Below are 24,278 nucleotides of genomic sequence, written 5' to 3'. Positions count from 1 at the left end.
CCATATTCCTTTTGCCTGAACTTCAGGAGCGCGGGTGGCTCTATGAATATGCAATGCGAAACTCATCAGGTGTCAAACTGGTCTTGAGGGCCAGACCATGACCATGTCGGCTGGATTTCTTGGTGGCGCTCGCGACCGATTGCTACCGGCTTCGATACCATTTCGCTTCTTTATTGCGGCCGCAGGTTTCCAGGTACTGGCCTGGGCCACTCTGTTCTTTGCTTCGGGTGAGGTTCCGGGATTTCAAGGCGGCCTGGGCATGACTCTGGCAGCGATTCATCTGGTCACTCTGGGTGTGCTCACAATGACCGCGATTGGCGCCTGCTATCAGCTTTTGCCTGTCGTAACACGCAAACCGTTGACATGCGACTGGCCGCCACGCCTGAGTTTTTGGCTGATCTTTCCAGGTATTGTCCTATTGACGTATGGAATGGCATCAGCCGATCAGGCTACAATGAAAATTGGTTCAATTCTTGTATGTGCTGGTCTTTCTGTCTTTGCCATTGTGACTACTGACAACTTAAGTCGCGCGCATGGTGTTCCTGTTGTTTCCGCGCATGGCTGGTTGGCGCTGATTTCTCTGGCGATCGTTGTCGTTCTTGGACTTCTGTTAATTTGGGATTATGACGCAGGTTTTCTTGAAGATCATTTCAAAGTGGCAATTGTTCACATGGCACTTGCGAGCTTTGGCTTCATGGGACTTCTCGTGCTGGGCTTCAGTCTTGTGCTGATCCCCATGTTTGTCATGTCCCGTAGTTTGCCAATGCCAATCTGCTGGACCCAGGTCTCGCTTGCGGCTTTCGCCCTTTCGGGGTTTTCTATTGCGTTTATGTTGAACGTCCCCGTGCTGACATTGACGGCCTTTGCTCCGGCCTTCACCGCCGTCGGCATTTATCTCTGGCTGATGCGAACGGCACTCAGAACCGGGATGCGGAAAAGACTGGGATTGCCCTTTGTACTGATGCGCACATCCTGGCTTTTTCTGGTCGCGGGACTACTACTGTCCGAAGCTGCTTTCACAGAGATCGATATCCCTAACGCCCCTGCTCTGGCCGGCTTCTTCATTCTTGTCGGGTGGCTACTGACTTTTCTAACCGGTGTGCTTCAACGCATCATGCCATTTCTTGCCTCAATGCATATCGCCGGAAAATCCGGCATGCCGCCTCTGCTTTCAGACCTGACTGCAAATCAGCCCCTAAAAATTCACGCCGCATGCATTATCGCGGCGCTGTTGTCCTGTTCTTCTGGCATTCTTTTGGACGTGGTGTGGATGATTCAAACAGGGGCAATCATCGGAACAATCGGAGCAGCGTCATTTGCTTTGTTCACCATCAATGTGGCGCTAAACCTTTGGCAATTAAAGTACCCTGAGTGAATTAAGGTTCTCCAGAAGCCTAGGAAAATCGTGTTGAATTTTATTCGGTATTTTGGTACGAAATTATATAATTTATCCCCAGCCCACAGGCACAACCAAATGACCTTTTCACGGCGCACTGCACAACTCTTGCATGAGGACCATCAGGCAACAATCGCCGTAATCGAAGCACTGGATCGATTGATTGCCAAGGCGGGGAAAATGGTTCCTGACACAGGCAATCCCATGGTCCGAAATACCTTGGCTCAAACCACGGGCGCCTTGGAAGAGGAGGTGAACCAACATTTCGAGTTTGAAGAATCCGAACTGTTCACCCGCCTCGAAGAAATGGGAGACGTTGGTATCGGCAAGCATCTGCGAGAAGAACACCGCGTGCTTGCGCCATTGGGCACATTTGTTGCGGAACAAGCTCGCGATGCATTGAAAAACGGATTTGACCACGAAACCTGGACTAAATTCCGGAACCTAGCGGCCGAGTTGGTAGAGCGCATGTACGCACATATCCAAAAGGAAGAAATGGCATTGGTGCCGGCATTGGAAGACCTACTGGATCAAGAAACAGACATGGAATTGTCCACCGCATATGCCGCGAAACGATGAGGAGCGCATACATGCAAATACAAGGCGCAACAGCGCAACCTAGTGTGCGCCCCCTTTCTCCCGGTGATCTGGAAAAGGTCATTGCAATTGACATGGCCGCATCAGGGTCGCCGCGGCGCGGATATTTCGAAAAGCGGCTTCTGGCCGCAACCGAAAAGCCAGGGGACTATGCCTTTGTTGGCGTGTTTGCTGGCAACAAGCTTGCGGGATTTGCTTTTGCCAAACTCGGCAAAGGTGAATTCGGAAAAAGCGACGTGAGTGCCTCGTTGGATGCTATTGGTGTGGACGGAGATCATGGACTTCAGGGGGTCGGACACAAACTGTTGGGCGAAGTCGAAAGGATTCTTCGTCGCAAAGGCGTAACCGAGTTGAGCAGCCAAGTGGACTGGAACCAATGGCCCTTGCTCAGCTTCTTTGCGCATTCCGGTTTCAAAATGGCCCCGAGTTTGGTTTTGACACGCATCGCAAGGGAAATGCCGCACAAATTGGCAGATGATCCGGCGGAAAACCCGTTGGAACTCGACTACAGTTCACCCGACGGTGATTCCGAAAATGCATTGTCCCGCGACTTAGTTCCGGTTCGCAGCATGACGGCATCCGATTTGCCCAAGATCATTTCCATTGACGCAGAAAGCACCGGCTATTCACGGAGCGAGTACTTCTCCCGAAAGCAAGACGAAAACCTCAATCACAGCGGTATCAGAGTGTCGTTGGTGGCGGAACAAGATGGATTTCTGGTCGGTTTCATCATGGCGCGCGTGGATTATGGCGAATTCGGTCGCACCAGTGCCGAGGCTGTAATGGACACGATCGGTGTTGACGGAGGATTTCGAAGGCAGGGTATCGGACAGTTTCTGATGGCCAAACTAATAGCTAACCTCAAAGCATTGCAGGTAGAAACGGTTCGCACCGAAGTTGGCTGGAACGAGTCTGCACTCATCGGATTTTTCAGCTCCGTCGGTTTCAGACCTTCGCAACGGATCTCCCTCACTAAACCTCTTTAGCGGTCCGCAGAACGGATATCAGTTCTGTGGAACCAAAACCGGAACGCAATCGCGTTCCGGTACTGTGTCGTATATTGATCTGCCAAAATCGGACTAATGCAGAGCTTCGTACTTGGCCTGCAATTCCTCGCGAGATTCTTCCCAATCCGGGTTTTGCACAATGCAATCCTCCGGGCAGACCAGTTTGCATTGCGGTTCATCCTCTTCGCCGACGCATTCGGTGCATTTCATCGGATCGATGGTGTAATAGGGTTCCGCAGCCGAAATTGCTTCGTTGGGGCAAACCGGCTCGCAAGCATCGCAGGCAGTGCAAGGGTCAACAATCATCAGTGCCATGTGTAATTCTCCTCCTGTTTGAGTCTCAGGATGCCCTAAGCATCTGGCCACTATTTAAGAGCTTTTCATACCGGAAAGCCCCCCAAAGCGCTGCTCCAATGGCGCCGGCATAGATCGAGTCAGGATGGTTCACCACCTCGGCGTCGACGCCCTTCATTTTTGCAAGCTGCTCGCGCATCGCCTGACAAAGCCCTTCATCCTGCGCAAGACCACCAGTCATCATGATCAAATCGCTCTTGACACCAATAGACTTCAGCAACCGCGCCAAACGGCTGGCCATCGACAGGTGAATTCCCTTGAGTATGTTTGGCGCAGTAATGCCACGCGACACCATGTTAATCACATCGGTTTCCGCCAGCACTGCGCAGATCGAAGATACTTCTTCGGGATCGTCCGCCTGCATCGACAGATTACCGATCTCGTCTTGGGCAATCCCAAGGTAGCGGGCGATATTCTCCAGAAACTGCCCGGACCCTGACGCGCATTGGCTTGTCATCTTGTAGTTCGTGACCTTACCCGCCGCGTCGGTAATCATGGCCCGACCATGCAGAGCGCCACAATCGAGGATCGCGATGGACTTCGGGTTCAGAAACCGTGCGCCGCGGGCATGTGAGGTCATGGAATAAAAGTGACCAGTATGATAGGGAATTGTCTCTCCCTCTCCAGTAGTTGCAATGTAATCGAGATCGGTTTCCAAAACTCCTGCGTCTTCGAGTGTTTGGACAAATGCCTCGCGGGAAAGCTGAATGGGATCCCGCTGGCGGATCCTGAGCGTGCAGCGCGACAACCATTCTTCCCTACCATCTTCCACCCGAAAGATTGCCGCCTTTACGGCTCCCGTTCCTACGTCAATTCCAGCAGTCAGTGTCATGCTTCCACCCCTTCCGTGCGGCCCTCGGCAGCGCGCCTGGCAAATTCGGCGGCGCCAAGCGCACCAGTGTAAATAGAGTCCGGGTTGATGTTGATTGTCACGTCACCGTAGTTTTCCGCTATCAGCTTTTTCAGCTCGCGCACGGCGGCCTCGTTTTTGGCCACGCCACCAGTGAAGGTCATCTGATCGGACACGCCGCCCGATCGAGACAAAATCGAGACCGCACGCAAGATGATGGCGCGGTGAAGACCGGCAAGAATATCCTCGCGTTTCTCACCCAGCGCCAAGCGGTCACGGAGTTCCGCACCGGCGAAAACGGTGCAGGTTGAATTGATCCGGGCAGGCTTGCCGGATTTCATCGCCAACGGGCCAAGTTCGTGCAGTCCCATGTTCATCTCGTCCGCGATGTATCCAAGGTACCGGCCACACCCCGCCGCACAGCGATCGTTCATCTGGAAGTTTTCGACAATCCCTCTTTCATCAACTTGAATGCCCTTGGTGTCTTGCCCGCCAATATCCAGAACAGTACGGGTTTTGGGGTACATCATGTGCGCGCCCAGCCCATGGCAAAGGATCTCGGAACGGATGTGTTCCTTGGAAAACGGCAAGGTCACGCGACCGTAGCCTGTACCTACCAGATAAATTTCCTCCAATTGAATTCCCAGCGCGTGCTCTGCCTTTTGGCCAAGCTCGCTTGAAAGTCCTGTCTCTTGCTTAGCTACTCTCGCCAATGCGCTCTTGAACTTCTGGTTCAGGTTTCCCGAAGGCGGGCGGTTTTCCACCGCAATAATTGATTTGTCGTAGATATTGAGCAGAACATCATAAGGGATACCCGCGTCGCGCCCGACCTCTTCGGCAACGGCCAGATAACGGGAACCGGCAATGTCGCGAAAGAAATCCGATTTGCGTTCTGCATCCGGTGCATACATGGCCGGTGCTTCCGTGCGAAGGCGCTTGAAGACCTCGGCCAAGGCCGCTTTCACCTCTGTGCCAGTTTTTTCGAAACGCTCTCCCCGTACCAGACGCGTGCATGTTTCTTCCAGATCCCCGAGCTGCTCAAGGAACTGCTCGAGCCGGAACGAACGCTCCAGCGCCGAAAGGAAACTCTCGACCTCATCGTCGAGCTTGTCGGCCCCGCCGAACTCCTGCCGGAACAGAGTAAAACGCGCGTCGATCTTGGCTTCTTCGGTAGCTACCTTGCAGGCCGTTTCGTAATTTGATCGAGAGTTGGTAATACCACGCCCCAAAACGCGCTCTTGGTCGTCCAACAGCACCGCCTTGGTTGTGGTGGAGCCCAGGTCGATTCCCACGAAGGTTTTCATGCCGCCACTCCTTTCCCGGTGCGTTTTTGTTCAACCATCTGGAAGTAGCTTTCGAGGCGGTTCTTCACATTGGCAGCCGAGAAGTACCGTGGGTCGACGAGGTCAGTTTCGATAAAGGCGGCCGGCTTCCCGGTGCGCTTTTCGACCTCACGCATGATCAGTAATTGACCTGCCGAAAAGCTGTTGCAGCTTTTGATCGAGTTGATCAGCAACCCGTCTGCTTCGTATTCGTTGATATAGTTCACCAACATGTCGATGCGCATCGGCAGACTGCGGTTCGTATAGACGCCCAGGCAGTATTCAGCGAGGGACTCCAGTGGGTTGCTGGGATCGTGGCGGAAACCGAAATCATATGTGCCACCGACCTTGGTGTAAGACGATGCCACAACAGTTGCACCTTCTTCGTAAAACATTTTCCAAAATTGTCGGAATGAAGTGTAATTGGGTGGGCCTTCGACAACGAGGCGGTACTTTTCCTCTCCCATGTCGCCATCCGGTGTTACCGGCCCTTTGCCTGCCGCGACACGGGCATCTACTTCCTGACGCAGAAAGCGGTAATACTCGATGGCATCGTCGGTGCCACGAAACGCGCCGAAGATCGGGCCAATGTAGTAGATACCGCCGAAATAGGCATCGATTGGCGAGGGCTTGTTCTTTGCGCTTTGCAGAACATGCACAAGATCGTCTTCGGTTTTGGCCGATTTCCCTAAATACTCTCTCAGCCGGTCGATGTCGAACCTGACGCCTGAAACCTGTTCCAGAGTTGGTATCACATCCTCTTTGAACTGCTTGACCATATATTCGATCATGTTCTTCGTAATCTTGCCGTCCGCCATGTAGGGGGTTTGCAGGAATATGGTCGGGCACTTGTACTGTTCGCGAAGCAGTTCGAACCATTTCAGGAAGGTGAAACACCCGGTGTAGGACAACAGCAAGACGTCCGGGTTTGGCAATTGCTTTCCGTTTGGACCGATATTTCCCTTCATCATCATGCCGATATCAGACTTTACATAGGTACAAACATCCTCGGAATGCCCTGCCCGTTCAGCCTCCATGATATAGCTGCCACTTTGCTTGCGCAGTCCACTTTGGATCGCATTGACCTCCGGCAGATTGTTAACCAAGTCAAAGCACATGAGCAGCTCGTTCAAATTGCCCGGCACGAATGTCGACGCAACCTTTTCACCGGTTTGCGGAGCGTTAGTAAGCCTGTCGTAGTGCTTGGCCATCATCTCCTTCTGCTTGATCATCGAGGCGTCCTTGAGAACGTCCTGGGACGGGGTCTGGGCAACGGGAGGTTTCATGCTGCGCTCCACAATTTGATTGAATCCACAAATGTTCCGGCCTGCTCGCGGATGGGCTGCATCTGGCCGGAATTCTCTGCATACTTGAAAGCGATGTAGGGGATACCGGCGTTTTTCAGCACGTTTTGAAGAATTGGCCGGTCAAGCAGCGCCGGATCGCAGAAGCTCGTGGACGCAAAAATCACGCCCTCCGCACCCGTCTTGTGCACTGCGCGAACAAGGAATTGTCCTTTCTCGGCCTGGTTTGGCTCGTATTTTGCAGCAGTCGATATGGAGCGGTGCAAGAAAGCCTGCGACAGGTTGTGAACCGGATCACCCTTGGTCGGGACATCCCCTGTCAGCCAGCGACTGACCAGCACAAAATCGTCGTCCACTATGTAGCAGCCCGACATTTCAAGGGACTTGATGAGGTTCAGTGGCGGCTGTTCACAGAACATACCGGTCAGGATTACCCGGCTGTTGTCCTTGAGCGGTCGTTCTTCCTTATCGGCAGCGGCAATATAATCGAGTACCAATCGTGTGTGTTCTTCAACCGGCAGGGTCAAGCCTGCACGGATCACAAGATAGGCCTCAAATGCCGGGGCTTTCCACGGCTGCGAAGCCCGCAAAGCATAAAGATCGTCGATGGCCCGTCTGTTTTCATTGTAAACTTCTATCGAGTAGCGAATGTCATCATCAGTGATCTTTCGGCCAGCCATGTCTTCCAGATCATGCAAAAACTCTCGCATCTCGTTGGTATAGAACACGCCTCCGACCGCGTCCTGATAGGTCTGAGGTACGTCGAAGTATTTGGAATAGACATGCGGAAACAGCGTCTTCCACATGCCTGAGAGATTGCGGATCACATCGCAGATCGATGGGAACAACATGCCATCAACAAAATCCAGCCGCCCCGATACACCAAGCTCAATCGTCGAGCGTGGGATGCGGCAGATATAGCTCTGATAGTAGGCATCACCGTGAATGACTTCCAGATTGTCACCACCCCCCATGATACCAAGAGGCAGCATGCCGGCGGCATGAATCAACTCACGCGGGACATAGATAGGCATGTAGCCGATAACCTTGCGGCCCGGTTCCGCATTCTTCCATTCGCGGGCGACCGTGAAATTCAGGTCGTCGTAGAGCGCCTGACAGCGCGCAACGATTTCGGATACGGTTGTTTCCGTCATCTGTTTTCCCACCTTGCTGTGCGTTTTGCCAGAAAGGCTTCGAGCCCTTCGACGGCATCACGCGTTGACATCAATTCATCCAGGTAAAGCGCTTCGACCTCATCCAACCGAGAAAGAACATCGCGGCAAAATCCAGCACGGGCGGCCCGGACAGCCATGCGTAGACTGCTGGTGCTCTTGGGTGTTAGATGCGTTTTCACATAGGCGACCACCGCTGCCTCAGGATCATGGGTAACCACATCGACCAAACCCATTTCTCCAGCTGCCGCACCACTCAACGAACGACCCGAATACAGCAGATCTTCGGCCTTGGCCTGACCAATGCGCCTCGGCAACAGGCAAGAGGCTGCCGGGGCAAACACACCAAGCATCATCTCAGGTTGACCGAGAGTGGCGTCCGGCGCGGCAAAGATCGTATGCCCTGCCATCGCCACCTCCAGCCCGCCCCCCAGGCACTGCCCCCGAACTGCAACGAGGATCGGCACCGGGTACTCCAGCATACGCCGAACCAGCGCGTGCAATGATCTCAACATTTGTGCACAGCTTTCGGGAAGGTGCTCTTCCACGGACGCACCGAAGCTGAAATGTGGGCCTTCGGCCTCGACAAGCACAGCAACCAAGTCACGATTGTCCTGTTGAGCCGCCAAGGCTCTATCCAGTGCCGCGATCATTTTTGCATCGACAATATTGGCCTTGGGGCGGTTCAAACGGACCCGAAGAAGAGAACCGTCCAAGGCGAACATCTCACCGACAACCGCGCTGTTTTCTGCAACAACAGCGCTCATTTGCGCACCCCCGGTATCATGCTGTCGATATAGTCGGGCGTGAATTTGGCGCCATCGGCCAGTTCTCTGCGCAGTTGAACGAAATCCACTTCTCGCCCGACTTCACGATTGCCTTCATTGAATGCGCGAAAACCTAAGTTGGCTTCGGACATCATGTTCAGACCAAGCCAAGCGCGCGCGTTTTCCTTGTTCATATTCCAGGCGTTGAGCTTGGGTTTGCGAAGCTCTTCGACGGACTTGGTGGTACAGCCTGGGAAGGTCAGCAGCAATTTCCCGCAAAGCTCGTCAACCTTTCTATCCAACTCGCCCAGATCCACCTCGCCTTTGCTCATCAACGCCTTGCCTTCAGCCAGCGCTTCACCTGTTTTGGGCTTGCCATGCATAATACGACCCCATTCGTCAGTCACCATCCTGGTTTCCACCAAGGGGTTTGGCACGAACTTGCCATCAACCCTCAAAGCCGGGGCAATATCGGAGAGGATTCCCAGCCTCATTGCCTCATGCGCAGAGAAGCTTTCGCACAGTACGCCCGAATTCATCGCCATCTCGCAACCGATCATCAGAGGCAGAAAGTCAGTCGAACCACCAATCGCGGCGCTACCGTGTTTCGGCCCGGCCTGCCCGAACCGTGCAAGGTCGGAGGCAACCGAGAAATCACATGCCATGCCAATTTCTTGCCCGCCGCCGATACGCATCCCGTTCACGCGACATACTACTGGCTTGTCGCAGCCGAGAATGGCTGACACCATGTCGTTGAACAAACGCATGTATTGCCGATACTCTTCAGGCCGCCCGGCATAGTATTCGGCATATTCCTTAGTGTTTCCTCCGGTGCAGAACGCCTTGTCGCCCGCCGCGGTGAAAACGACCGCATTCACGTCGCGCATGTTGGATGCTGCCCGGAACGCAAGGATCACAGACTTGACCATATCGGTCGTGTACGAGTTGTACTGGGCCGGGTTGTTCAGAATGATCCATGCGTTGTAGAGGCCGTCAGCGACCGTGCCGTCCGGCAGTTTGGCAGGACGCTTCTCAAAGATCACTTTGTCGGTTATTCCCTCGCGCGTGACGTCCGAAACCAAATCGTGCGAAACAAAATCAAACGTGGCATAGTTCATGACTAATCTCCTTTACATCTCGGGCACGAGGATTTGACGCCGGGTGACCTTCCCATCGTGGACGGCTTTGAATACATCGTTGATTTCGCTCAGCGACCGCTGCTCAACAAACGGCATCAACTTGACCTTGCCGCTCATCACGAGTTCCAACGCGCCTGGATACAATTCTGGTGGGCACCCCCAGTTGCCGAGAAGACGAGCATGGAACGCCATCAGGTTCGATAGGCGGACCTCGAGTTTGTCCATGGTGAAACCCACCACGCACATTGTCCCACCATGATTCAGCAAGCTGAATGCCACAGCTTGACCTGCAGCTGTCCCCGAGCATTCCATAATGATCCACTCGGTTGGCCTCAGTGCATTTTTTGCTGCAAATTCCTGGATCGTCTTCTTGAGACTTCGCGCATCATATTCGCGGGCGTTCAGGGTCAACTTAGCGCCGTATTCGCTAACTGCTTCCAGCTTTTCAGTCACGACGTCAATTGCGACCACTGTGGCACCGAGTGCATTGGCCACCTGGACGGCATAGCCGCCGACGCCGCCAACGCCATTCACAATTACAAGGTCGCCTTCGGATACCCCGGCCTGTACCGCAGCCTGATATGGTGTCGTCAAAGCATCAGCAACTACCGAAACATCCGCCAGACCCAGCCCTACGGCACTTAACCTGTCGAGGTCCACCGGACACAACCCCCGAGCGGGAACGACGATGTGGCTAGCAAACCCTCCCTGAATATCATTGCCAGGCATTTTCTGTGCCCTGCAGATTGTGCCTTTGCCTCGGCGGCACAAATCGCACTCGCCGCAAGGCATGACAGCTGGCACGATTACGGTTTCACCAACCCACTGTTCCGCCCCCTCGCCGGCATCGACAACAGTTCCGCTGATCTCGTGCCCCAGGGCCAGAGGCAAATCGTGATTGGTGCGCACCCCATCATAGAAATAACCCAGATCGGTGTGACACACCCCACATCCCGACACTTCGACCAAAACTTCGCCAGCATCTGGTTTTACGAGATCGAACTGGACTTTCTCCAGCGGTTCTCCCGGCGAAATCATCATCCAGCGAGTTGGCATCCTGATCCTCCTGTACTCGATCCACGCAATTTGTTGACAGCGCTTATGATCTTTAATACTGTAAATTGGTACCTTATTACCGATTTTAGGTCAACCAAGAATATCGCCACACCGGAACGCAGATAGGACCGATAATGAATGTGCCCTCTGTAAATGCGAGAAACATATCCTTTGCAATTGTCGGCAGCGGAGGTGCCGGCGCCATAACTGCCGGAGCCATCTTGCTGGAAGCTGCCGGCAAGGCAGGCTGGTATGGGTTGTTGAACCGTTCGGTCGGACCGCAAATTCGCGGCGGTGAGGCGGCAGCACTCGTGCGGCTCTCGACCGAACCTGCCGCCTGCATGTCAAAACAGTTCGATATCCTCGTTGCCATCGATTGGAAAAATGCTGATCGTTTCATCAGCGCCATGCCGGTGGCGACCGGTGGATTGGTGATCTGTGATCCTGCGGCCGGAGAACCACCCAAGGCCGTGCGCGAGACAGATTGCACTATCCTGCAGTGCCCAATCGGTGAGCTTGCAAAATCGCTACCCGGCGGGCGTGAGAACATGGTCTCGGTCGGTCTTGTTTCGGAATTGATCGGCCTGCCATTGGATGAAGTGTTGAAAGTCGTTTCATCAAGGCTCGGCAGCAAGGGAGAGATTGCGATTGAAGACGGTGGTGCCTGCATTCAATTGGGGATCGAGAGCGCGAAGCAGTTCTGCCGGAAGCTTTCGCTGGCCAAACCGAGGAATAATACAACTGACCGCTGGCTGATCACAGGAAACGAAGCAGTTGGTCTCGGTGCTCTTCGCGGCGGAATTCGCTTTGCTGCGGCTTACCCGATCACACCAGCGACCGAAGTCTTGGAGTATCTTGCCCCAGCTCTCGCTTCAATTGGAGGCACTCTGGTACAGGCCGAAGACGAACTGGCGTCTATCAACATGATCATCGGGGCCTCTTTCGGTGGTCTTCCGTCGATCACCGCCACTTCTGGACCAGGACTTTCACTGATGATGGAAAGCCTGGGCCTGGCAGCAGCGTCCGAAACTCCGATCGTCGTCGTCGATGTCATGCGGGTCGGACCCTCGACCGGTATTGCCACCAAGTCGGAACAATCAGATCTCAATATTGCCGTCTACGGCTTTCACGGTGACGCGGATCATGTGGTCGTTGCCCCGCTCAGCGTCGCGGATTGCCTCTTTACCTCGCAGTGGGCGGTCCATATTGCAGAAACACTGCAGTCGCCAGTTATAGTGTTGTCGGACCAATCCATCGGGCAGTCACGGGTACTGATCGAAAAACCGGCAGAGGTCAGTTTTTTGACCCGTCGAAAGATATTGTCAGAGACAGAGCGTATCTTCAGACGCTACGCGGTGACCGCTGACGGAGTTTCCCCTATGTCAATCCCGGGTCAATCGGGTGGTCAGTACACAGCTGATGGGTTGACGCATACCGAACGCGGCGCTCCTTCTTCGGCAAGACTCGATCAGCAGCAACAGATGGAGAAGCGCCGAAACAAGATCGAAGGTTTTGACTATGGCGACTTTTGGGGCGTTACCGAGGGTGACAGCAGCGCCACTACTGTAGTCCTGACTTGGGGATCGCTGACCGGCGCGGCGCGCGAAGCTGTCGATGCATTAACCGAAAAAGAGATTCCCGTTCGGCTGGTTGCTCTGCGGCAGATATCGCCCTTTCCGGTCAATGCTCTGGAAAAGGCTCTGCAGGGGGCGAAACGCGTCCTGTTTGTGGAGCAGAGTTTCTCGGGTCAGTTTTATCGTCACGTAAGGGCGCATATTGATCTGAAGTTCGACGTAAAGAAGCTAAACCGCGAGGGGCCGTATACCATCGGCCCCGACGAAATTGTTACCCGGATTCAGGAATGGAATGCACAATGAACGCGCCCTGTTTCAAAGCGAGCGACTACAAATCAGACATCAATCCGATCTGGTGCCCCGGCTGTGGCGATTTTCATGTTCTGATGTCCATCACCAAGGCATTGGCTAAACTCGGGCGACCACCAGAAGAAATCGCCGTCATATCCGGGATAGGCTGTTCTTCGCGGATTCCGGCCTATACCAACTGCTATGGTTTTCACGGGGTTCACGGCCGCTCGCTAGCTGTTGCTGCGGGCCTCAAGGTTGCGCGCCCCGACCTGACCGTGATGGCGATGAGTGGAGACGGCGATGGATTCTCGATTGGCGGCAATCATTTCCTGCATGCGTGCCGTCGCAACGTGGATATGACCTATGTCGTCATGGACAACCGTGTTTACGGCATGACCAAGGGGCAGCCATCGCCGACGACCGAACCTGACTGGGACAGCGCGTTGTCTCCCGGGGGCACCGGCCTGTCACCCTTCCATCCATTGGTAATCGCGCTGGCCTCGGGCGCGAATTTCGTCGCCCGTGAGTTTTCTGGCGACATTAAGGCCTGCACGCAAACCATCGTCGAGGCGATCAACCATCCCGGATTCTCATTTGTCGAAATCCTCAGCCCTTGCGTGACCTTCCGGCCGGATGAGCGGAAATGGAAAAAACAGGTCCATGTTGCCAGCGTCCCCGAAACCGACGACCCGGCCCGTGCAGCCCGGCGCATCATGACTGACGACGGCATGAATACCGGCATTCTTTACCGGGGCAGGCGCAGGCCCTATTTTGCGAGCGCTTCAAACAAGGAACACGACCTTTCCCGGCTAGAGAAGGCTTTCGAGATCTGACTTCCGAGAATGACGGAAAACCGGAATCACATTTTTTGTGGCTCCAGTTTTGTTGTTAACGTAAACCATCGAGTAGTGTTCAGCGCATATCCAGAACTCGTACAGCCTTGCCTTCTGATCTTGGGATTTCTCCCGGCTTCATCACGGTTACGTCGCAACTTACGCCGATGGTCGATTTAATGTGATGCCGGACCTCCGCTGATTTCCGTTCCCTGGATTGTGGGTCTTGCGAAAAAGCGGGTGATACTTCAACTTCAAGTTTCATCGCGTCAAGCGGACCATCCTTGTACAACTTGATCTGATAATGTGGCGCTAGACCATCAAAGCCCAAAAGCACAGCCTCCACCTGTGATGGATAGACGTTTACGCCCCGTATGATCATCATGTCGTCATTTCGGCCATCTACCCGCAAAATTCGTACATGCGTCCGCCCACAAGCACAGGGTTCGTCGCTTAGCCGGGTGATGTCACGGGTACGGTAACGGATCATCGGCATCGCTTCCTTGGTCAAGGTCGTGATCACCAATTCACCGGTTTCTCCCAATGGCAACGGCTCTTCTGTTTCAGGGTCGATAATCTCGAACAGGAAGTGATCCTCCCATCCGTGAAGGCCATTGCGCTCAATATCGCACTCACAGGCGACACCCGGCCCCATGATCTCTGACAGACCGTAGATATCGACCGCCTTGATGCCCAGGCGCATATCCAGTTCCGCGCGCAATTCGTTGGTCCAGGGTTCAGCGCCAAACAATCCGCGTTGAATAGGTAGGGTGGCGACATCGACCCCCATTTTCTCGGCAACTTCAGCAATATTCAGCGCATAGGAAGGTGTCGAACACAGGACGCGCGCGCCAAAGTCTCGGAGCAATGTTACTTGCCGTTCCGTACCGCCACCCGACACCGGTACGACCACACACCCCAACCGTTCAGCGCCATAGTGAGCGCCCAAGCCGCCCGTGAAAAGGCCATAACCATATGCGTTATGCACCAGATCACCCGGACGAATGCCCGCCGCCGCCATTGAACGCGCCATCAAGTCCGACCAACGGTTCAGGTCTCCGGAGGAATATCCCACTACGGTTGGCTGACCCGTGGTACCAGAGGACGCATGAATGCGCGCCATCTTTTCCAAGGGCATGGAAAACAATTTGAACGGGTAGTTGTTCCGCAGATCGGTTTTCACCGTAAATGGAAAATTCCGGATGTCTTTTAGCTTCTTGAGATCTGCGGGTGTGACGCCGGCCTTGTCGAATGTCTCGCGGTAGTGGGGCACAGTAGTAAATGCGCGCTCCAGCGTCCAACGCAGGCGTTCCAATTGCATTTCGGAAATTCTACCACGCGACAATGTCTCTGCCGGTCGGTTGAACATGAAGCCCGGGTCATTTTGGTTTAGTGTCAACATGTTGACGTTCCTCCCTGAACCACGACCTGCTCCGGCCTTCCGGATCAGGCTTTTTGCCAACCCGGTTGGATGCCGGGGCTGCTCTTGCCCGCACCTCGTGCCGGCATCTTGTTGATCGCGTAACCTTGGGTGAATGCCGCCCTAGTAATGAGGGCAAATTTGAAGGCCCAACCGGTTGCGGCCGCGCCGAGACCTGCCAAAGCGAGCACCGGTCCTTGCACCAAAGGGACAGCAACAGACAAAAGCGCCAGCCCCGCGAACAGAGCCTGCGGAAGGGCAGACAGCCCAGCCCCCACCTCGTCGAGGGCCTTGAACGCTCCGACCGGGGCTCCACTTCTACCAAGTTTGGCCCGATACCGGCGCCAAGCGGCAAAGCGTGTTCCGACCAGCATCAGAAGCGCTATTGCAACGCCGCTGTGAACTTCCGGTGTTGTCTCGAAGGCAAGTAGCAGAACCGTGAAAACTCCGATACCTTCAGCCAACCCGGACGCCAGGATCAGTGGTTCGACGGCAGGGTGACGCCAAGCTGGAATTCCTTTCGCGGCGCGCAGGATGCGGGCCTGGCAATAGAGAAAGAAAAGCCCACTTATGGCCGCCAATTCCCCAAGAGCCGGCGAACCCAAGAGCCATGACAGCCCACCAAATCCAAAGAATGGCACCGCTGCCATCGCCTCGCGGGTCATCCAGCTTGTCCGGGCATTAAGAAACACGTTCAAGAACCGCCACGGTCGACCAATCTCGAACCATATGCACAGCAGACCGATCGCAACCATGAGCATTGCGGCAATGATTGCGGGCCAAAGCAGCGATCCAAACAACCCCGCAACCATTGCTGCAGCAAACAGTCCGGTTCCGGCTCCACCGCATATGAAATTTACGGCCGCGCGCCAGTCCCAGTATGTCTGCAACTTCGGAGACACCGAAGCCAGCCCTACTGGTTCTGCCACCATCGACACGTCATCCGGCAAGCAGACCTCGCTGATGTCGCCATCGTACAGGTAGTATATATTGGGGCCGTTCCCGAGGTATTCGTGCATCCGGAAATGCCGATTGGTGCGCAGAAGCATCGAGACATTGCTTTCCGGCTCGTCCAGATCGCCCATTTGCAATGCACCAGAGATACAGGACGCCACACATGCGGGCGTCGCTTCCATATCTACACCAGGAACCAATCCAGCGGCGAGCCCAGCATCAATGCGGTCGACGCAAAACGTGCATTTCTGCGATACACCCAGCCGAGACAGGTCCTCGCGCTTGGTTTCGTGTCGCATCGGTTTTCCACCATAAGCCGAGGTCGGCTTGTCAACACGGAAACGGGCCTGATACGGGCAGGCCACCGCGCAAAACGCACAACCGATACACAGATCATAGTCAATCGTGACTATGCCATCCTCCCGCTTGCGCGTTGCTGTCGATGGACAGGCGTCCAGACAAGACGGGCTTTTGCAGTGCATGCACCCAACTGGCAGAAATGCCCTGTGGACCTCCGGATATTCGCCGGTTTCGAAATCCAGAACCTTGCGCCATTGTACACCCGGCGCGGTTGCGTTTTCGTGCTTGCAAGCCGATGTGCAGGTCTGACAGCCGACACAGCGATTGAGGTCAGCGACTATGGTCCAGGTTGTCATCTTCCCGTCCTCGCGACATCATTCTCCACTTTTTTGACTGCCACCCGAACAAGATCGGCACCCGAACCAGTCGCATCTGTCAGATCCAGCGACATCGGAACCAAGCCGTTCATGCTGGGTGTTTTCAGATCTTTTGCAAAAGGCGTTTTCCAATGATCGAACTGACCTATCATGAGCAGCGTGTCGGGACGAATTCCATTGCGCAGTATTACCGCGCCATTCGTACTGCCCACCGGCGAGTACACTTCGACCCGGTCGCCCTCGGACAGTCCCAATCTTGCGGCTGCCTGCGGGTTCATGACCACACCGCCGTGGCCCGCTACATTGGATGCGACCTCGTGGATCATCTGGATGCCGACATTTCCGCCCCAGGAATACTGCATTGACCGCGTCGAAAGCAGCCAGAACGGATAATCACCGATTTTGACACTGTATTGCGCCTCGATCGCCCGCTCCCATATGTTCTGGAGGTCTTGGAAATGAGGCAACGCTTCGTATTCTTTCAGTTGCCGGTCCCACCAGGTAATGCCCATTTCGTGCAATCTGGTGCTCAGTTCTTGTCCAATGCGTAACAAGCGCTCCTGATAGGGCAGTTCGAACCTCAGGCCCTTCTCCACCATCGCAGGATAAAGGTACCAGCGCTCCTTGGCGAAAGGTACGGTGCGGAAACCATGCTTGCGATAGTAGTCCAAGCCTTGACTTTCAGCCCCGTCCGTAAGCTCTGCACTGGCAGCGCGACAGGCCTTGTCCCAAATGTCCTCAACAGAATGTTCGTCAGTGGAATCTAGCGAAAAGTCATAGTTCTGACCGAACAACCGAACCCCGGCGGCGCCCTTGTTGATGGCACTGTTGTATTCTTCAAGCAGTCCCGTGCCTTTTGCCAGTTGAGTTGCAATCCACGTAAAATCCCGCGCCTCTCCCATTGGTTTCGATGCCGGACTGCGAAGCGCAAAGCCCTGATGCTCCCAAAACTGCTCAACGTATTTCGAGCCCCCGATCCGTATCAACTGCAATCCTTCAAGGTCGGTGCATTCCGGCAATAACACATCGGCCATGTGGTTGGTTTCGTCATTTGTGTAAGCAAAACAGACGGTAAACGGGAATTTCGCGATCACATCGCCGATAGCGGCGGTGTCCCAAAAGGAAATGACCGGGTTGGTCCGATAAACAAACCACACATCCGGGAGTGTTGGCGTCGGTAGATGCTCGAATCCCTGCATTTGCGCCATCCATGCCAAATGCGTCGGCCCGAGCGCCTGTGACCATGGAGAATTCGCGGCCAGCGGAATAAGCGTACTGTGCGCATGGCGTGATCCTGAGTTTTCAAGGAACTCACCTTTGCGGGTCGGATTCATCGGGTAATTCATGAACCCGTCCGGACCGGGAACGACGCTGGACCATCTGTTGTCCGCCGGGCGGTTCAACCGAACCGTGGTTCCCAAGGTGCCGCCAGGCACTTCCAGACCACCAATCAGAACTGCCATCAACGTACGGGCCCAGGCGCATTCATATCCGCCCCATCCGTTGCTAACGGTTTTGCCTAACGAGATCGCAACAGGCCGGAACGGCATCATTCGCCCATCGATCTCGATCGTTTCACCTACATGGGCGTGCGCAAGATAATCCAACGCTGTTTTGCGGATCGTCGCAGCTGACACATCGCAAATTTCAGCTGCCCATTCTGGGCTGTAGGGTTTGATATGATCGGCGAGATGGGAAAAGGCAGTCTTGCAGGTCACATCGTCATGCAACCACTTTTTGTCATCCGGTCCGATTTCCAGGCCGGAGATCACAAATTCTCCGTCCAACGCCGGATCAGTATCCTGAGTATCAAACACAACTGCGCGCTTCGATCTGACATCCCAAATTAGGGGCTTTTGAGTTTCTGGGTCTCGGAGATAAAATCCGTTTGGCGCCACCAGATAGGGTGAGGAGGTGCGTTCTTTCAGGAAAGATACATCCAACTGATGCCGCTCAACCTCGTGTAGTAACACGTGCAGTAGCGCGAACATAAAGGCCGGATCCGTTTTTGGGCGAATTGGCACCCATTCTGCGGAGCAAGCGCCAGTAACTGAAAGATGCGGTTCGACCTGAACTCGTTTGACGCCGCGGTCCCGGGCATCCGCATGACGGCGGACGCCGCAGACCCCGCCTGAGGCCTCGACATTGGCACCAAAAGAAATGATCATCTCGACCAACGGCGTATCCGGGGACACTGTGAACGCCCTGTGCCAGAACTCACCGTACAAGTGCTCAGAATGATAACATTTGACGCCTTGTCCACTGCCAAAGCTCATGTCGATGGGTCCCCACGCCTTTAGAAATGCCGGGAAGGTGCCCATGTAGACAGTGGAGGTTCCGCCTCCGCCAAAACTGGCTGCCACTCGGGGGAAACCGCTTTCATCCTTGAGGCCCTTTTCCCGGGCTTCGTTAAGCTTGCCGCAGATCAGTTTCAGCGCCTCTTCCCAAGTAGCCGGCAGAAAACCTGGGTCTTGATCCCTGCCCTTTCTAGGATTGGTGCGGATCATCGGGGTCCGAATTCGATTGGGGTTGTTGGTCTTCTGGATCAATCCAAAGGCCTTTACGCAGACCTTGCCTTGGGCAGGGTGTACCAAAGCCGCCTCTCCGTTCGGCCGAACTTGGACTGGTACGCCGTCCATGACGTCAACTTTCATCAGGTCTGGCCCGGCAACACACTGATAGCAATAAGATGGAACGCTTTCGGTCACCGATCTCGATGAAATACTCATGGCTCGAATTCCTCAACTCTCCGTCAGAGCGGCAGTTTTCCGGCGGAGCTTTTCCCGGGTCATGTTTACGTCTACGATGAAGCGTTCATGGCGGCCTTTACATATGCTGTCGATTGAGTCCGCCGCGCTGATGTCAAAGACAACTCTTCGCCCATCAATTTTGGTGACGGTGACGGTGATCGTCGCCTCCATACCCAGCAACGTGGGTGAGGTATGAGCAATCGAGACAACGGTACCGACGGAATCTTGCCCCGCAGGCACATGCTCGACGATTAGATCCCGACAGATATCCTCGATATCGCGTACCAGAGAGGGTGTCGCATAGACTCGACAGTCTTCTCCCATGAAGTCTATGGTTCGGGCTTGATCCACTTTTATTGACCTGCAGGTTGATGTCCCGATGTTGAGATCCTGCGACATTGGAATGGCACCTCCTGTTATAAATGTATTTTGGTACCAGCTTACCGATTTTTAAATCAAACTCCAATAGTATTTGTCGGCACCCATACGAAACACCCTGGTCACGTAGCTCATAGGGAAGTTCACCGTGCAAATTCAATGCGGTATCCCGAACCAGAATCTGAACCCAGCGACCGTGCCGCTCATCTATGTGGGATAATGATGATCACCTTGGAGCAGGCGTTCGACCGTCAAGGACCCTAAAGTTCCTATCCTGCTCGAAGAGAGGGCGGAGGGTATTGCCGCAGTCGGCTCAGGACAGTTTAGCGGAAGTTCCGCAAGTGTTTGGATCCGGTAACAACCAACTACACCGCCAAAATGACACCACCATAAGTGAAGGAAATGGAAGGGCCTCGGATGATCGTTTAAATCGCGGAGAAATGCCCCTGCAAACTACCACATTCTGGTTGAGAGCAGGCCCAATCCGCAAAGCAGATGCATGCTGACCCCATTTAGCTCGCTTACGATGACCTTTGCGGGTGCGTGGTACTCAGTTCGGCGCAGAGTGGAATAGAAAAGGGGGGGCCAAGGCCGGTCAAAGTTTTCGAGATTAGTCGTCTCCCAAACCTTCAAACAAGGCCGTTGATATATAGCGCTCCGACGCGCTTGGGAGCACGGTGACCAAAGTTTTACCCACCATGTCATCCCTTGTTGCAACTCGCAGAGCACAAGCTAGAGCAGCTCCCGACGATATACCTGCCGGAATTCCTTCAAGCCGGGCAGCACGTCGGGCGGTATTCATTGCATCGTCATTGCTGGCCAAAAGGACTTCATCGATCAATGCCATATCGAGAATATCGGGTACGAATCCTGCTCCGATACCCTGAATCATGTGAGGTGAGTGTGTTCCTCCTGACAAAACCTGGCTGAGCTCGGGCTCGACCGCCATGATCCTTATTTCAGGTTTGCGTTCTTTGAGGACTTGTCCGACGCCAGTCAACGTGCCGCCAGTTCCGACGCCCATGACTACCACGTCCACTTTACCACCAGTATCCGCCCAAATCTCTTCAGCGGTTGTGCGGCGATGTATGGCTGGATTGGCTGGATTGCCGAATTGCCATGGCATGACTGCGCCTTCGGTTTCGGCAATGATCTCATTGGCCTTCTCTATAGCGCCGTTGATCCCTTTTTCACGAGGGGTCAACACCAGTTCCGCGCCGAAGAACTTCATGAGCTTACGACGCTCGATCGAAAAACTGTCGGGCATTGTCAGGATGCAACGATACCCTTTTGCGGCGCAAGCAAAGGCGAGCCCGATACCGGTGTTACCCGATGTTGGCTCAACAATAACACTACCGGGCTTTATGGTGCCGTCTTGTTCCATCTCCTCAAGCATAGCAACAGCGATGCGGTCTTTGACGCTGGAAATCGGATTGAAACATTCCAACTTGACCAACACATCGGCTCGACAGCCGGCTTGCTCGGCCAAACGGCCGAGTCGCACCAAAGGTGTGTTGCCGATCGTTTCAAGAATCGAATCGTAAATACGACCACGACCAGGTTTGTCGAGTTTGATGGTGGCGGGTTTAGCATCCATTTCTTGTCTCCTCGCAATGCGCCGGTCGAGTTTCCCAACGACCATAAACAGATCGCACCATGAGTCTAGCAAGGACGTTAACTTAAGATGCCGCGTCTCTGAGGCGGCACCGGCACACAAAATTTGCCGAAAGTATTACGAAAATATTATATGCATCTTGAAGCAGCTTCCTGTAGCTGCTTCCGAAACGTGCATCGGGCGACAAACCGTAGGTCCTGAAGAAATGAACAATGGCAAAGATTCCAGCGATTGACATCGGCAAGACTGCATCAACGGCGACAATCGTGTGCAATGCCATACGCAAAGCGATCGTTGAAGGCGCCTTGAAAGATGGCGAGCCGTTGCGGCAGGATGAAATTGCCAAGTTGTTCAACACCAGCCGTATACCAGTGCGCGAGGCGTTGACCATGCTGGAACAACAAGGTCTGGTCAAAACCGAACGTTATCGTGGCGCGGTCGTGGCAGGAATGTCGCTGGATGAGGCAGGCGAGATTTTCGACTTTCGAGCATTGCTGGAACCCGAAATCATTCGCAAAGCCGTTCCAAACATGTCAGAAAATATCTTGGAAGAAGCACAGTCTTTTCTAACCCTTTCAAACCAGACAACAGATGCGATGGAATATGGTGACCTAAACAGGCGCTTTCACGCGACTTTATATGAACCGAGCGGCCTGCCCTACCACTTGAGCGTTATCAGTAACTCGATGGACAGAATCGATCGTTTTCTCAGGGCGCAGATGGTACTTAGCGATGGGTTTTCGAGAGCGGCGCGCGAACATCAGGCAATCCTGGATGCCTGTCAACGTGGCGACTCGAAGGCGGCGGGTGAGTTGACGGCCGCGCATATACTCGGCGCCAAGCATTCTCTGGCTCAGCAGCTCAGGAACTTCACCAAAAGCTGACCATTGCTTTTACAATGGATGGAAACAGGCCACTTGATGCGCATTGCCCTCCATCTGCGGTGCTTGGGCGCGGCACTCATCAGTCGCCTTCCAACAGCGCGGTGCAAATGCACAACCGGGAGGAACATTCATTGGGGACGGCAATTCACCCTCCAACTTGATCCGGTCTTTCTTTGCCTCCGGATCCGCACGCGGGGTGGTTGAAAGAAGCGCCTTGGAATAAGGATGCCTGGGTGCGGCAAACAGATTCTCTTTGCTGGCTTTCTCGACGGCACGGCCCAAATACATGACGATCACATCGTCGGCGAAATGTTTTACCACCGACAGATCATGCGAGATGAACAGATAAGCCAAATTAAGTCGTTCTTGCAATTCCACCAGAAGGTTTAGGATTTGGCTCTGAATCGATACATCCAAAGCCGAGACAGGTTCATCCAGTACCAGAATGCGTGGATCCAGCATCAATGCGCGAGCAATGGCGATGCGCTGTCGCTGCCCACCGGAAAACATATGCGGAAAGCGGTCGAAATGTTCTGGGCGCAGCCCGACCAGATCCATCATCTCCCGTGCCTTCGCCTCTCGATCCCGAGCGGAAATGTCGGGGCGATTGATAACCAGCGGCTCCATCAGGATAGTTCCGATTCTCTGGCGCGGGTTGAGCGAACCGTAGGGGTTCTGAAACACTATCTGAACGGTTTCGCGCAACCCTGACCAAACGGCAGGGGTCACTTCCTTCCCGTCGATAGCCAGGCGGCCCGAGGAAGGCTCCTCGATCATGGTGACAAGTCGAGCCAGAGTGGACTTTCCGCAACCGGATTCACCCACAACAGCCAGTGTCTTACCTGCCTCGAGTTCGAAATCAACTCCGGCCAGTGCCCGGACTATCTTGGCCTTCGCGAAAAAGCCCTCCTTGACTTCATAGAACCGTGCAAGCCCTTCTGCTTTGACGATTGGCGCGGTCATCAGGCTGTCTCCTTCTGGCCAGTTAGAGCATAGTGACACAGGGCTTGACCGAATTCAGCTCGATCTGGGCTAGGCGGTACAGTGTTGCATTTTTCGTCGGCATAGCGGCAGCGGGGTGCAAAAAGACATCCCTTTGGCCGGTCAAACTGACCGGGCACCACGCCGGGGATCGAGGGCAAGAGCTTTGAAGTTGCCCGCTCTGGAAGCGCTGCCAGAAGCGCCGCAGTATAGGGGTGATATGGGTGGCGAAACAGGTCGCGGACTGGCTGCTCCTCAACCTTCTGCCCAGCATATTGAACCTGCACCCTCTCCGCCGTTTCGGCAACTACACCCATGTCATGAGTGATCAGAACCAACCCCATGCCTGTCTCCTCCCGAAGCGACACCAGAAGGTCAAGTATTTGCGCTTGAATTGTTACATCAAGCGCAGTTGTCGGCTCGTCTGCAATCAGCAGCTTGGGGCGACAGGCGATCGCCATGGCGATCATCACGCGTTGGTTCATGCCGCCCGACATCTGATGCGGAAACACGTTCAGCCGACTTTCAGGTGCCGGAATTCCAACCTGGTCGAACAACTCGATCGCGCGTTGCTTGCAGGCCTTGCGGTCCAGACCCAAATGAATTCGCAATGCCTCTTTGATCTGGAAACCCACGGTAAAGCAGGGGTTGAGTGATGACATCGGCTCCTGAAAAATCATAGCCAGATCTTTACCGATAATCTTGCGACGGTTTCGGGCAGAAAGCCCGCGCAAATCAAGACCTTCAAAAGACATTTCGTCGGCGGTGATCGTTGCGGTCCAGGGCAGAAGCCCCATCAGAGCAAGCATCGAAACCGATTTGCCCGAACCGCTTTCGCCGACGATAGCCAGAATTTCTCCCTTGTCGAGCGTCAGGTCAACACCGTCCACCGCCCGGAACTGGCCCGAAGAAGTGGCAAAATCGACGGATAGATTGCGGATGCGCAACAGGCTCATG

At 54.4% G+C, this 24,278-nt stretch carries 21 protein-coding genes; 6 read left to right on the top strand and 15 right to left on the bottom strand.

Annotated elements, in window-relative coordinates; genetic code table 11:
- Nucleotides 1-97: 97 nt before the first annotated feature.
- From ACR0LZ_RS20195 to ACR0LZ_RS20185, 3 genes are read left to right on the top strand one after another with little or no spacing between them, the layout of a single operon-like run.
- Nucleotides 98-1,375, top strand: a complete 1,278-nt coding sequence (locus tag ACR0LZ_RS20195; RefSeq protein ID WP_480751981.1) for a hypothetical protein — start codon at nt 98-100, stop codon at nt 1,373-1,375.
- Nucleotides 1,376-1,408: 33 nt separating this feature from the next.
- Nucleotides 1,409-1,975: a hemerythrin domain-containing protein gene (locus ACR0LZ_RS20190; protein ID WP_480751979.1), complete on the top strand. Its 567-nt coding sequence runs from the start codon at nt 1,409-1,411 to the stop codon at nt 1,973-1,975.
- On the top strand, nt 1,972-2,979 hold the full coding sequence (locus ACR0LZ_RS20185) for an N-acetyltransferase family protein (protein WP_480751978.1): 1,008 nt from the start codon (nt 1,972-1,974) through the stop codon (nt 2,977-2,979). Before ACR0LZ_RS20190 ends, ACR0LZ_RS20185 begins: the two co-directional genes overlap by 4 nt.
- Before the next feature lie 93 nt (nt 2,980-3,072).
- On the opposite strand, the gene ACR0LZ_RS20180 is transcribed toward ACR0LZ_RS20185, so the two are convergent.
- From ACR0LZ_RS20180 to had, 8 genes are read right to left on the bottom strand one after another with little or no spacing between them, the layout of a single operon-like run.
- Nucleotides 3,073-3,315: a YfhL family 4Fe-4S dicluster ferredoxin gene (locus tag ACR0LZ_RS20180; protein WP_480751976.1), complete on the bottom strand. Its 243-nt coding sequence runs from the start codon at nt 3,313-3,315 to the stop codon at nt 3,073-3,075.
- A 25-nt stretch (nt 3,316-3,340) separates the two neighbouring features.
- Entirely contained in the window at nt 3,341-4,186 is an 846-nt protein-coding gene (gene bcrD, locus ACR0LZ_RS20175) for a benzoyl-CoA reductase subunit D (RefSeq protein ID WP_480751975.1), read from the bottom strand.
- The gene (gene bcrA / locus ACR0LZ_RS20170; RefSeq protein WP_480751974.1) at nt 4,183-5,508 is read right to left on the bottom strand and encodes a benzoyl-CoA reductase subunit A; all 1,326 of its coding nucleotides are present in this window, start codon (nt 5,506-5,508) and stop codon (nt 4,183-4,185) included. Before bcrA ends, bcrD begins: the two co-directional genes overlap by 4 nt.
- Nucleotides 5,505-6,812: a benzoyl-CoA reductase subunit B gene (gene bcrB / locus ACR0LZ_RS20165; protein WP_480751972.1), complete on the bottom strand. Its 1,308-nt coding sequence runs from the start codon at nt 6,810-6,812 to the stop codon at nt 5,505-5,507. Before bcrB ends, bcrA begins: the two co-directional genes overlap by 4 nt.
- Complete coding sequence (bcrC, locus tag ACR0LZ_RS20160; protein WP_480751971.1) at nt 6,809-7,984, bottom strand: benzoyl-CoA reductase subunit C; 1,176 nt, start codon at nt 7,982-7,984, stop codon at nt 6,809-6,811. Before bcrC ends, bcrB begins: the two co-directional genes overlap by 4 nt.
- On the bottom strand, nt 7,981-8,769 hold the full coding sequence (locus ACR0LZ_RS20155) for a cyclohexa-1,5-dienecarbonyl-CoA hydratase (protein ID WP_480751970.1): 789 nt from the start codon (nt 8,767-8,769) through the stop codon (nt 7,981-7,983). Before ACR0LZ_RS20155 ends, bcrC begins: the two co-directional genes overlap by 4 nt.
- Nucleotides 8,766-9,887, bottom strand: a complete 1,122-nt coding sequence (oah, locus tag ACR0LZ_RS20150; protein ID WP_480751968.1) for a 6-oxocyclohex-1-ene-1-carbonyl-CoA hydratase — start codon at nt 9,885-9,887, stop codon at nt 8,766-8,768. Before oah ends, ACR0LZ_RS20155 begins: the two co-directional genes overlap by 4 nt.
- Before the next feature lie 12 nt (nt 9,888-9,899).
- Entirely contained in the window at nt 9,900-10,964 is a 1,065-nt protein-coding gene (gene had, locus ACR0LZ_RS20145) for a 6-hydroxycyclohex-1-ene-1-carbonyl-CoA dehydrogenase (RefSeq protein WP_480751966.1), read from the bottom strand.
- A gap of 134 nt (nt 10,965-11,098) precedes the next feature.
- Here had and ACR0LZ_RS20140 point away from each other — a divergent pair, with 134 nt between their 5' ends.
- A complete protein-coding gene (locus ACR0LZ_RS20140) occupies nt 11,099-12,841 on the top strand; it encodes a 2-oxoacid:acceptor oxidoreductase subunit alpha (RefSeq protein WP_480751965.1) in 1,743 nt (580 codons plus the stop codon).
- The gene (locus ACR0LZ_RS20135) at nt 12,838-13,662 is read left to right on the top strand and encodes a 2-oxoacid:ferredoxin oxidoreductase subunit beta (RefSeq protein WP_480751963.1); all 825 of its coding nucleotides are present in this window, start codon (nt 12,838-12,840) and stop codon (nt 13,660-13,662) included. Before ACR0LZ_RS20140 ends, ACR0LZ_RS20135 begins: the two co-directional genes overlap by 4 nt.
- Nucleotides 13,663-13,741: 79 nt before the next feature.
- On the opposite strand, the gene ACR0LZ_RS20130 is transcribed toward ACR0LZ_RS20135, so the two are convergent.
- The 5 genes from ACR0LZ_RS20130 to cysK all read right to left on the bottom strand — a co-directional run bounded on the left by ACR0LZ_RS20130 (nt 13,742) and on the right by cysK (nt 21,438).
- Nucleotides 13,742-15,064 carry a phenylacetate--CoA ligase family protein gene (locus tag ACR0LZ_RS20130; RefSeq protein WP_480751962.1) on the bottom strand — a complete coding sequence of 441 codons (1,323 nt, stop codon included), beginning with the start codon at nt 15,062-15,064 and terminating at the stop codon, nt 13,742-13,744.
- A 44-nt stretch (nt 15,065-15,108) separates the two neighbouring features.
- Entirely contained in the window at nt 15,109-16,692 is a 1,584-nt protein-coding gene (locus ACR0LZ_RS20125; RefSeq protein ID WP_480751961.1) for a DmsC/YnfH family molybdoenzyme membrane anchor subunit, read from the bottom strand.
- Nucleotides 16,689-19,442 carry a molybdopterin-dependent oxidoreductase gene (locus tag ACR0LZ_RS20120; RefSeq protein WP_480751960.1) on the bottom strand — a complete coding sequence of 918 codons (2,754 nt, stop codon included), beginning with the start codon at nt 19,440-19,442 and terminating at the stop codon, nt 16,689-16,691. The genes ACR0LZ_RS20125 and ACR0LZ_RS20120 overlap by 4 nt, the downstream gene beginning before the upstream one ends.
- A gap of 12 nt (nt 19,443-19,454) precedes the next feature.
- Entirely contained in the window at nt 19,455-19,862 is a 408-nt protein-coding gene (locus ACR0LZ_RS20115) for a thioesterase family protein (protein WP_480751958.1), read from the bottom strand.
- A gap of 589 nt (nt 19,863-20,451) precedes the next feature.
- Nucleotides 20,452-21,438: a cysteine synthase A gene (gene cysK, locus ACR0LZ_RS20110; RefSeq protein WP_480751957.1), complete on the bottom strand. Its 987-nt coding sequence runs from the start codon at nt 21,436-21,438 to the stop codon at nt 20,452-20,454.
- Between the two features lie 230 nt (nt 21,439-21,668).
- On the opposite strand from cysK, the gene ACR0LZ_RS20105 reads away from it, so the two are divergent.
- Nucleotides 21,669-22,340 carry a GntR family transcriptional regulator gene (locus ACR0LZ_RS20105; protein ID WP_480751956.1) on the top strand — a complete coding sequence of 224 codons (672 nt, stop codon included), beginning with the start codon at nt 21,669-21,671 and terminating at the stop codon, nt 22,338-22,340.
- Between the two features lie 9 nt (nt 22,341-22,349).
- On the opposite strand, the gene ACR0LZ_RS20100 is transcribed toward ACR0LZ_RS20105, so the two are convergent.
- Together ACR0LZ_RS20100 and ACR0LZ_RS20095 are read right to left on the bottom strand one after the other, a co-directional pair.
- Complete coding sequence (locus tag ACR0LZ_RS20100) at nt 22,350-23,303, bottom strand: dipeptide ABC transporter ATP-binding protein (protein WP_480751955.1); 954 nt, start codon at nt 23,301-23,303, stop codon at nt 22,350-22,352.
- Entirely contained in the window at nt 23,303-24,277 is a 975-nt protein-coding gene (locus ACR0LZ_RS20095) for an ABC transporter ATP-binding protein (protein WP_480751953.1), read from the bottom strand. Before ACR0LZ_RS20095 ends, ACR0LZ_RS20100 begins: the two co-directional genes overlap by 1 nt.
- Nucleotide 24,278 lies beyond the last annotated feature (1 nt).

The sequence above is a fragment of the Ruegeria sp. CI1 genome (assembly GCF_056536925.1).
The sequence above is the reverse complement of the archived record's forward strand: the minus strand, read 5'-3'. Positions and strand labels throughout refer to the sequence as shown.

Coding starts and splice junctions, on each gene's coding strand:
- ACR0LZ_RS20130 (WP_480751962.1), bottom strand. CDS start 15,064: ATGTTGACACTAAACCAAAATGACCCGGGCTTCATGTTCAACCGACCG.
- ACR0LZ_RS20155 (WP_480751970.1), bottom strand. CDS start 8,769: ATGAGCGCTGTTGTTGCAGAAAACAGCGCGGTTGTCGGTGAGATGTTC.
- ACR0LZ_RS20135 (WP_480751963.1), top strand. CDS start 12,838: ATGAACGCGCCCTGTTTCAAAGCGAGCGACTACAAATCAGACATCAAT.
- ACR0LZ_RS20180 (WP_480751976.1), bottom strand. CDS start 3,315: ATGGCACTGATGATTGTTGACCCTTGCACTGCCTGCGATGCTTGCGAG.
- oah (WP_480751968.1), bottom strand. CDS start 9,887: ATGAACTATGCCACGTTTGATTTTGTTTCGCACGATTTGGTTTCGGAC.
- had (WP_480751966.1), bottom strand. CDS start 10,964: ATGCCAACTCGCTGGATGATGATTTCGCCGGGAGAACCGCTGGAGAAA.
- bcrD (WP_480751975.1), bottom strand. CDS start 4,186: ATGACACTGACTGCTGGAATTGACGTAGGAACGGGAGCCGTAAAGGCG.
- ACR0LZ_RS20125 (WP_480751961.1), bottom strand. CDS start 16,692: ATGACAACCTGGACCATAGTCGCTGACCTCAATCGCTGTGTCGGCTGT.
- ACR0LZ_RS20100 (WP_480751955.1), bottom strand. CDS start 23,303: ATGACCGCGCCAATCGTCAAAGCAGAAGGGCTTGCACGGTTCTATGAA.
- ACR0LZ_RS20195 (WP_480751981.1), top strand. CDS start 98: ATGACCATGTCGGCTGGATTTCTTGGTGGCGCTCGCGACCGATTGCTA.
- bcrB (WP_480751972.1), bottom strand. CDS start 6,812: ATGAAACCTCCCGTTGCCCAGACCCCGTCCCAGGACGTTCTCAAGGAC.
- cysK (WP_480751957.1), bottom strand. CDS start 21,438: ATGGATGCTAAACCCGCCACCATCAAACTCGACAAACCTGGTCGTGGT.
- ACR0LZ_RS20120 (WP_480751960.1), bottom strand. CDS start 19,442: ATGAGTATTTCATCGAGATCGGTGACCGAAAGCGTTCCATCTTATTGC.
- ACR0LZ_RS20140 (WP_480751965.1), top strand. CDS start 11,099: ATGAATGTGCCCTCTGTAAATGCGAGAAACATATCCTTTGCAATTGTC.
- bcrA (WP_480751974.1), bottom strand. CDS start 5,508: ATGAAAACCTTCGTGGGAATCGACCTGGGCTCCACCACAACCAAGGCG.
- ACR0LZ_RS20115 (WP_480751958.1), bottom strand. CDS start 19,862: ATGTCGCAGGATCTCAACATCGGGACATCAACCTGCAGGTCAATAAAA.
- ACR0LZ_RS20095 (WP_480751953.1), bottom strand. CDS start 24,277: ATGAGCCTGTTGCGCATCCGCAATCTATCCGTCGATTTTGCCACTTCT.
- ACR0LZ_RS20105 (WP_480751956.1), top strand. CDS start 21,669: ATGGCAAAGATTCCAGCGATTGACATCGGCAAGACTGCATCAACGGCG.
- bcrC (WP_480751971.1), bottom strand. CDS start 7,984: ATGACGGAAACAACCGTATCCGAAATCGTTGCGCGCTGTCAGGCGCTC.
- ACR0LZ_RS20185 (WP_480751978.1), top strand. CDS start 1,972: ATGAGGAGCGCATACATGCAAATACAAGGCGCAACAGCGCAACCTAGT.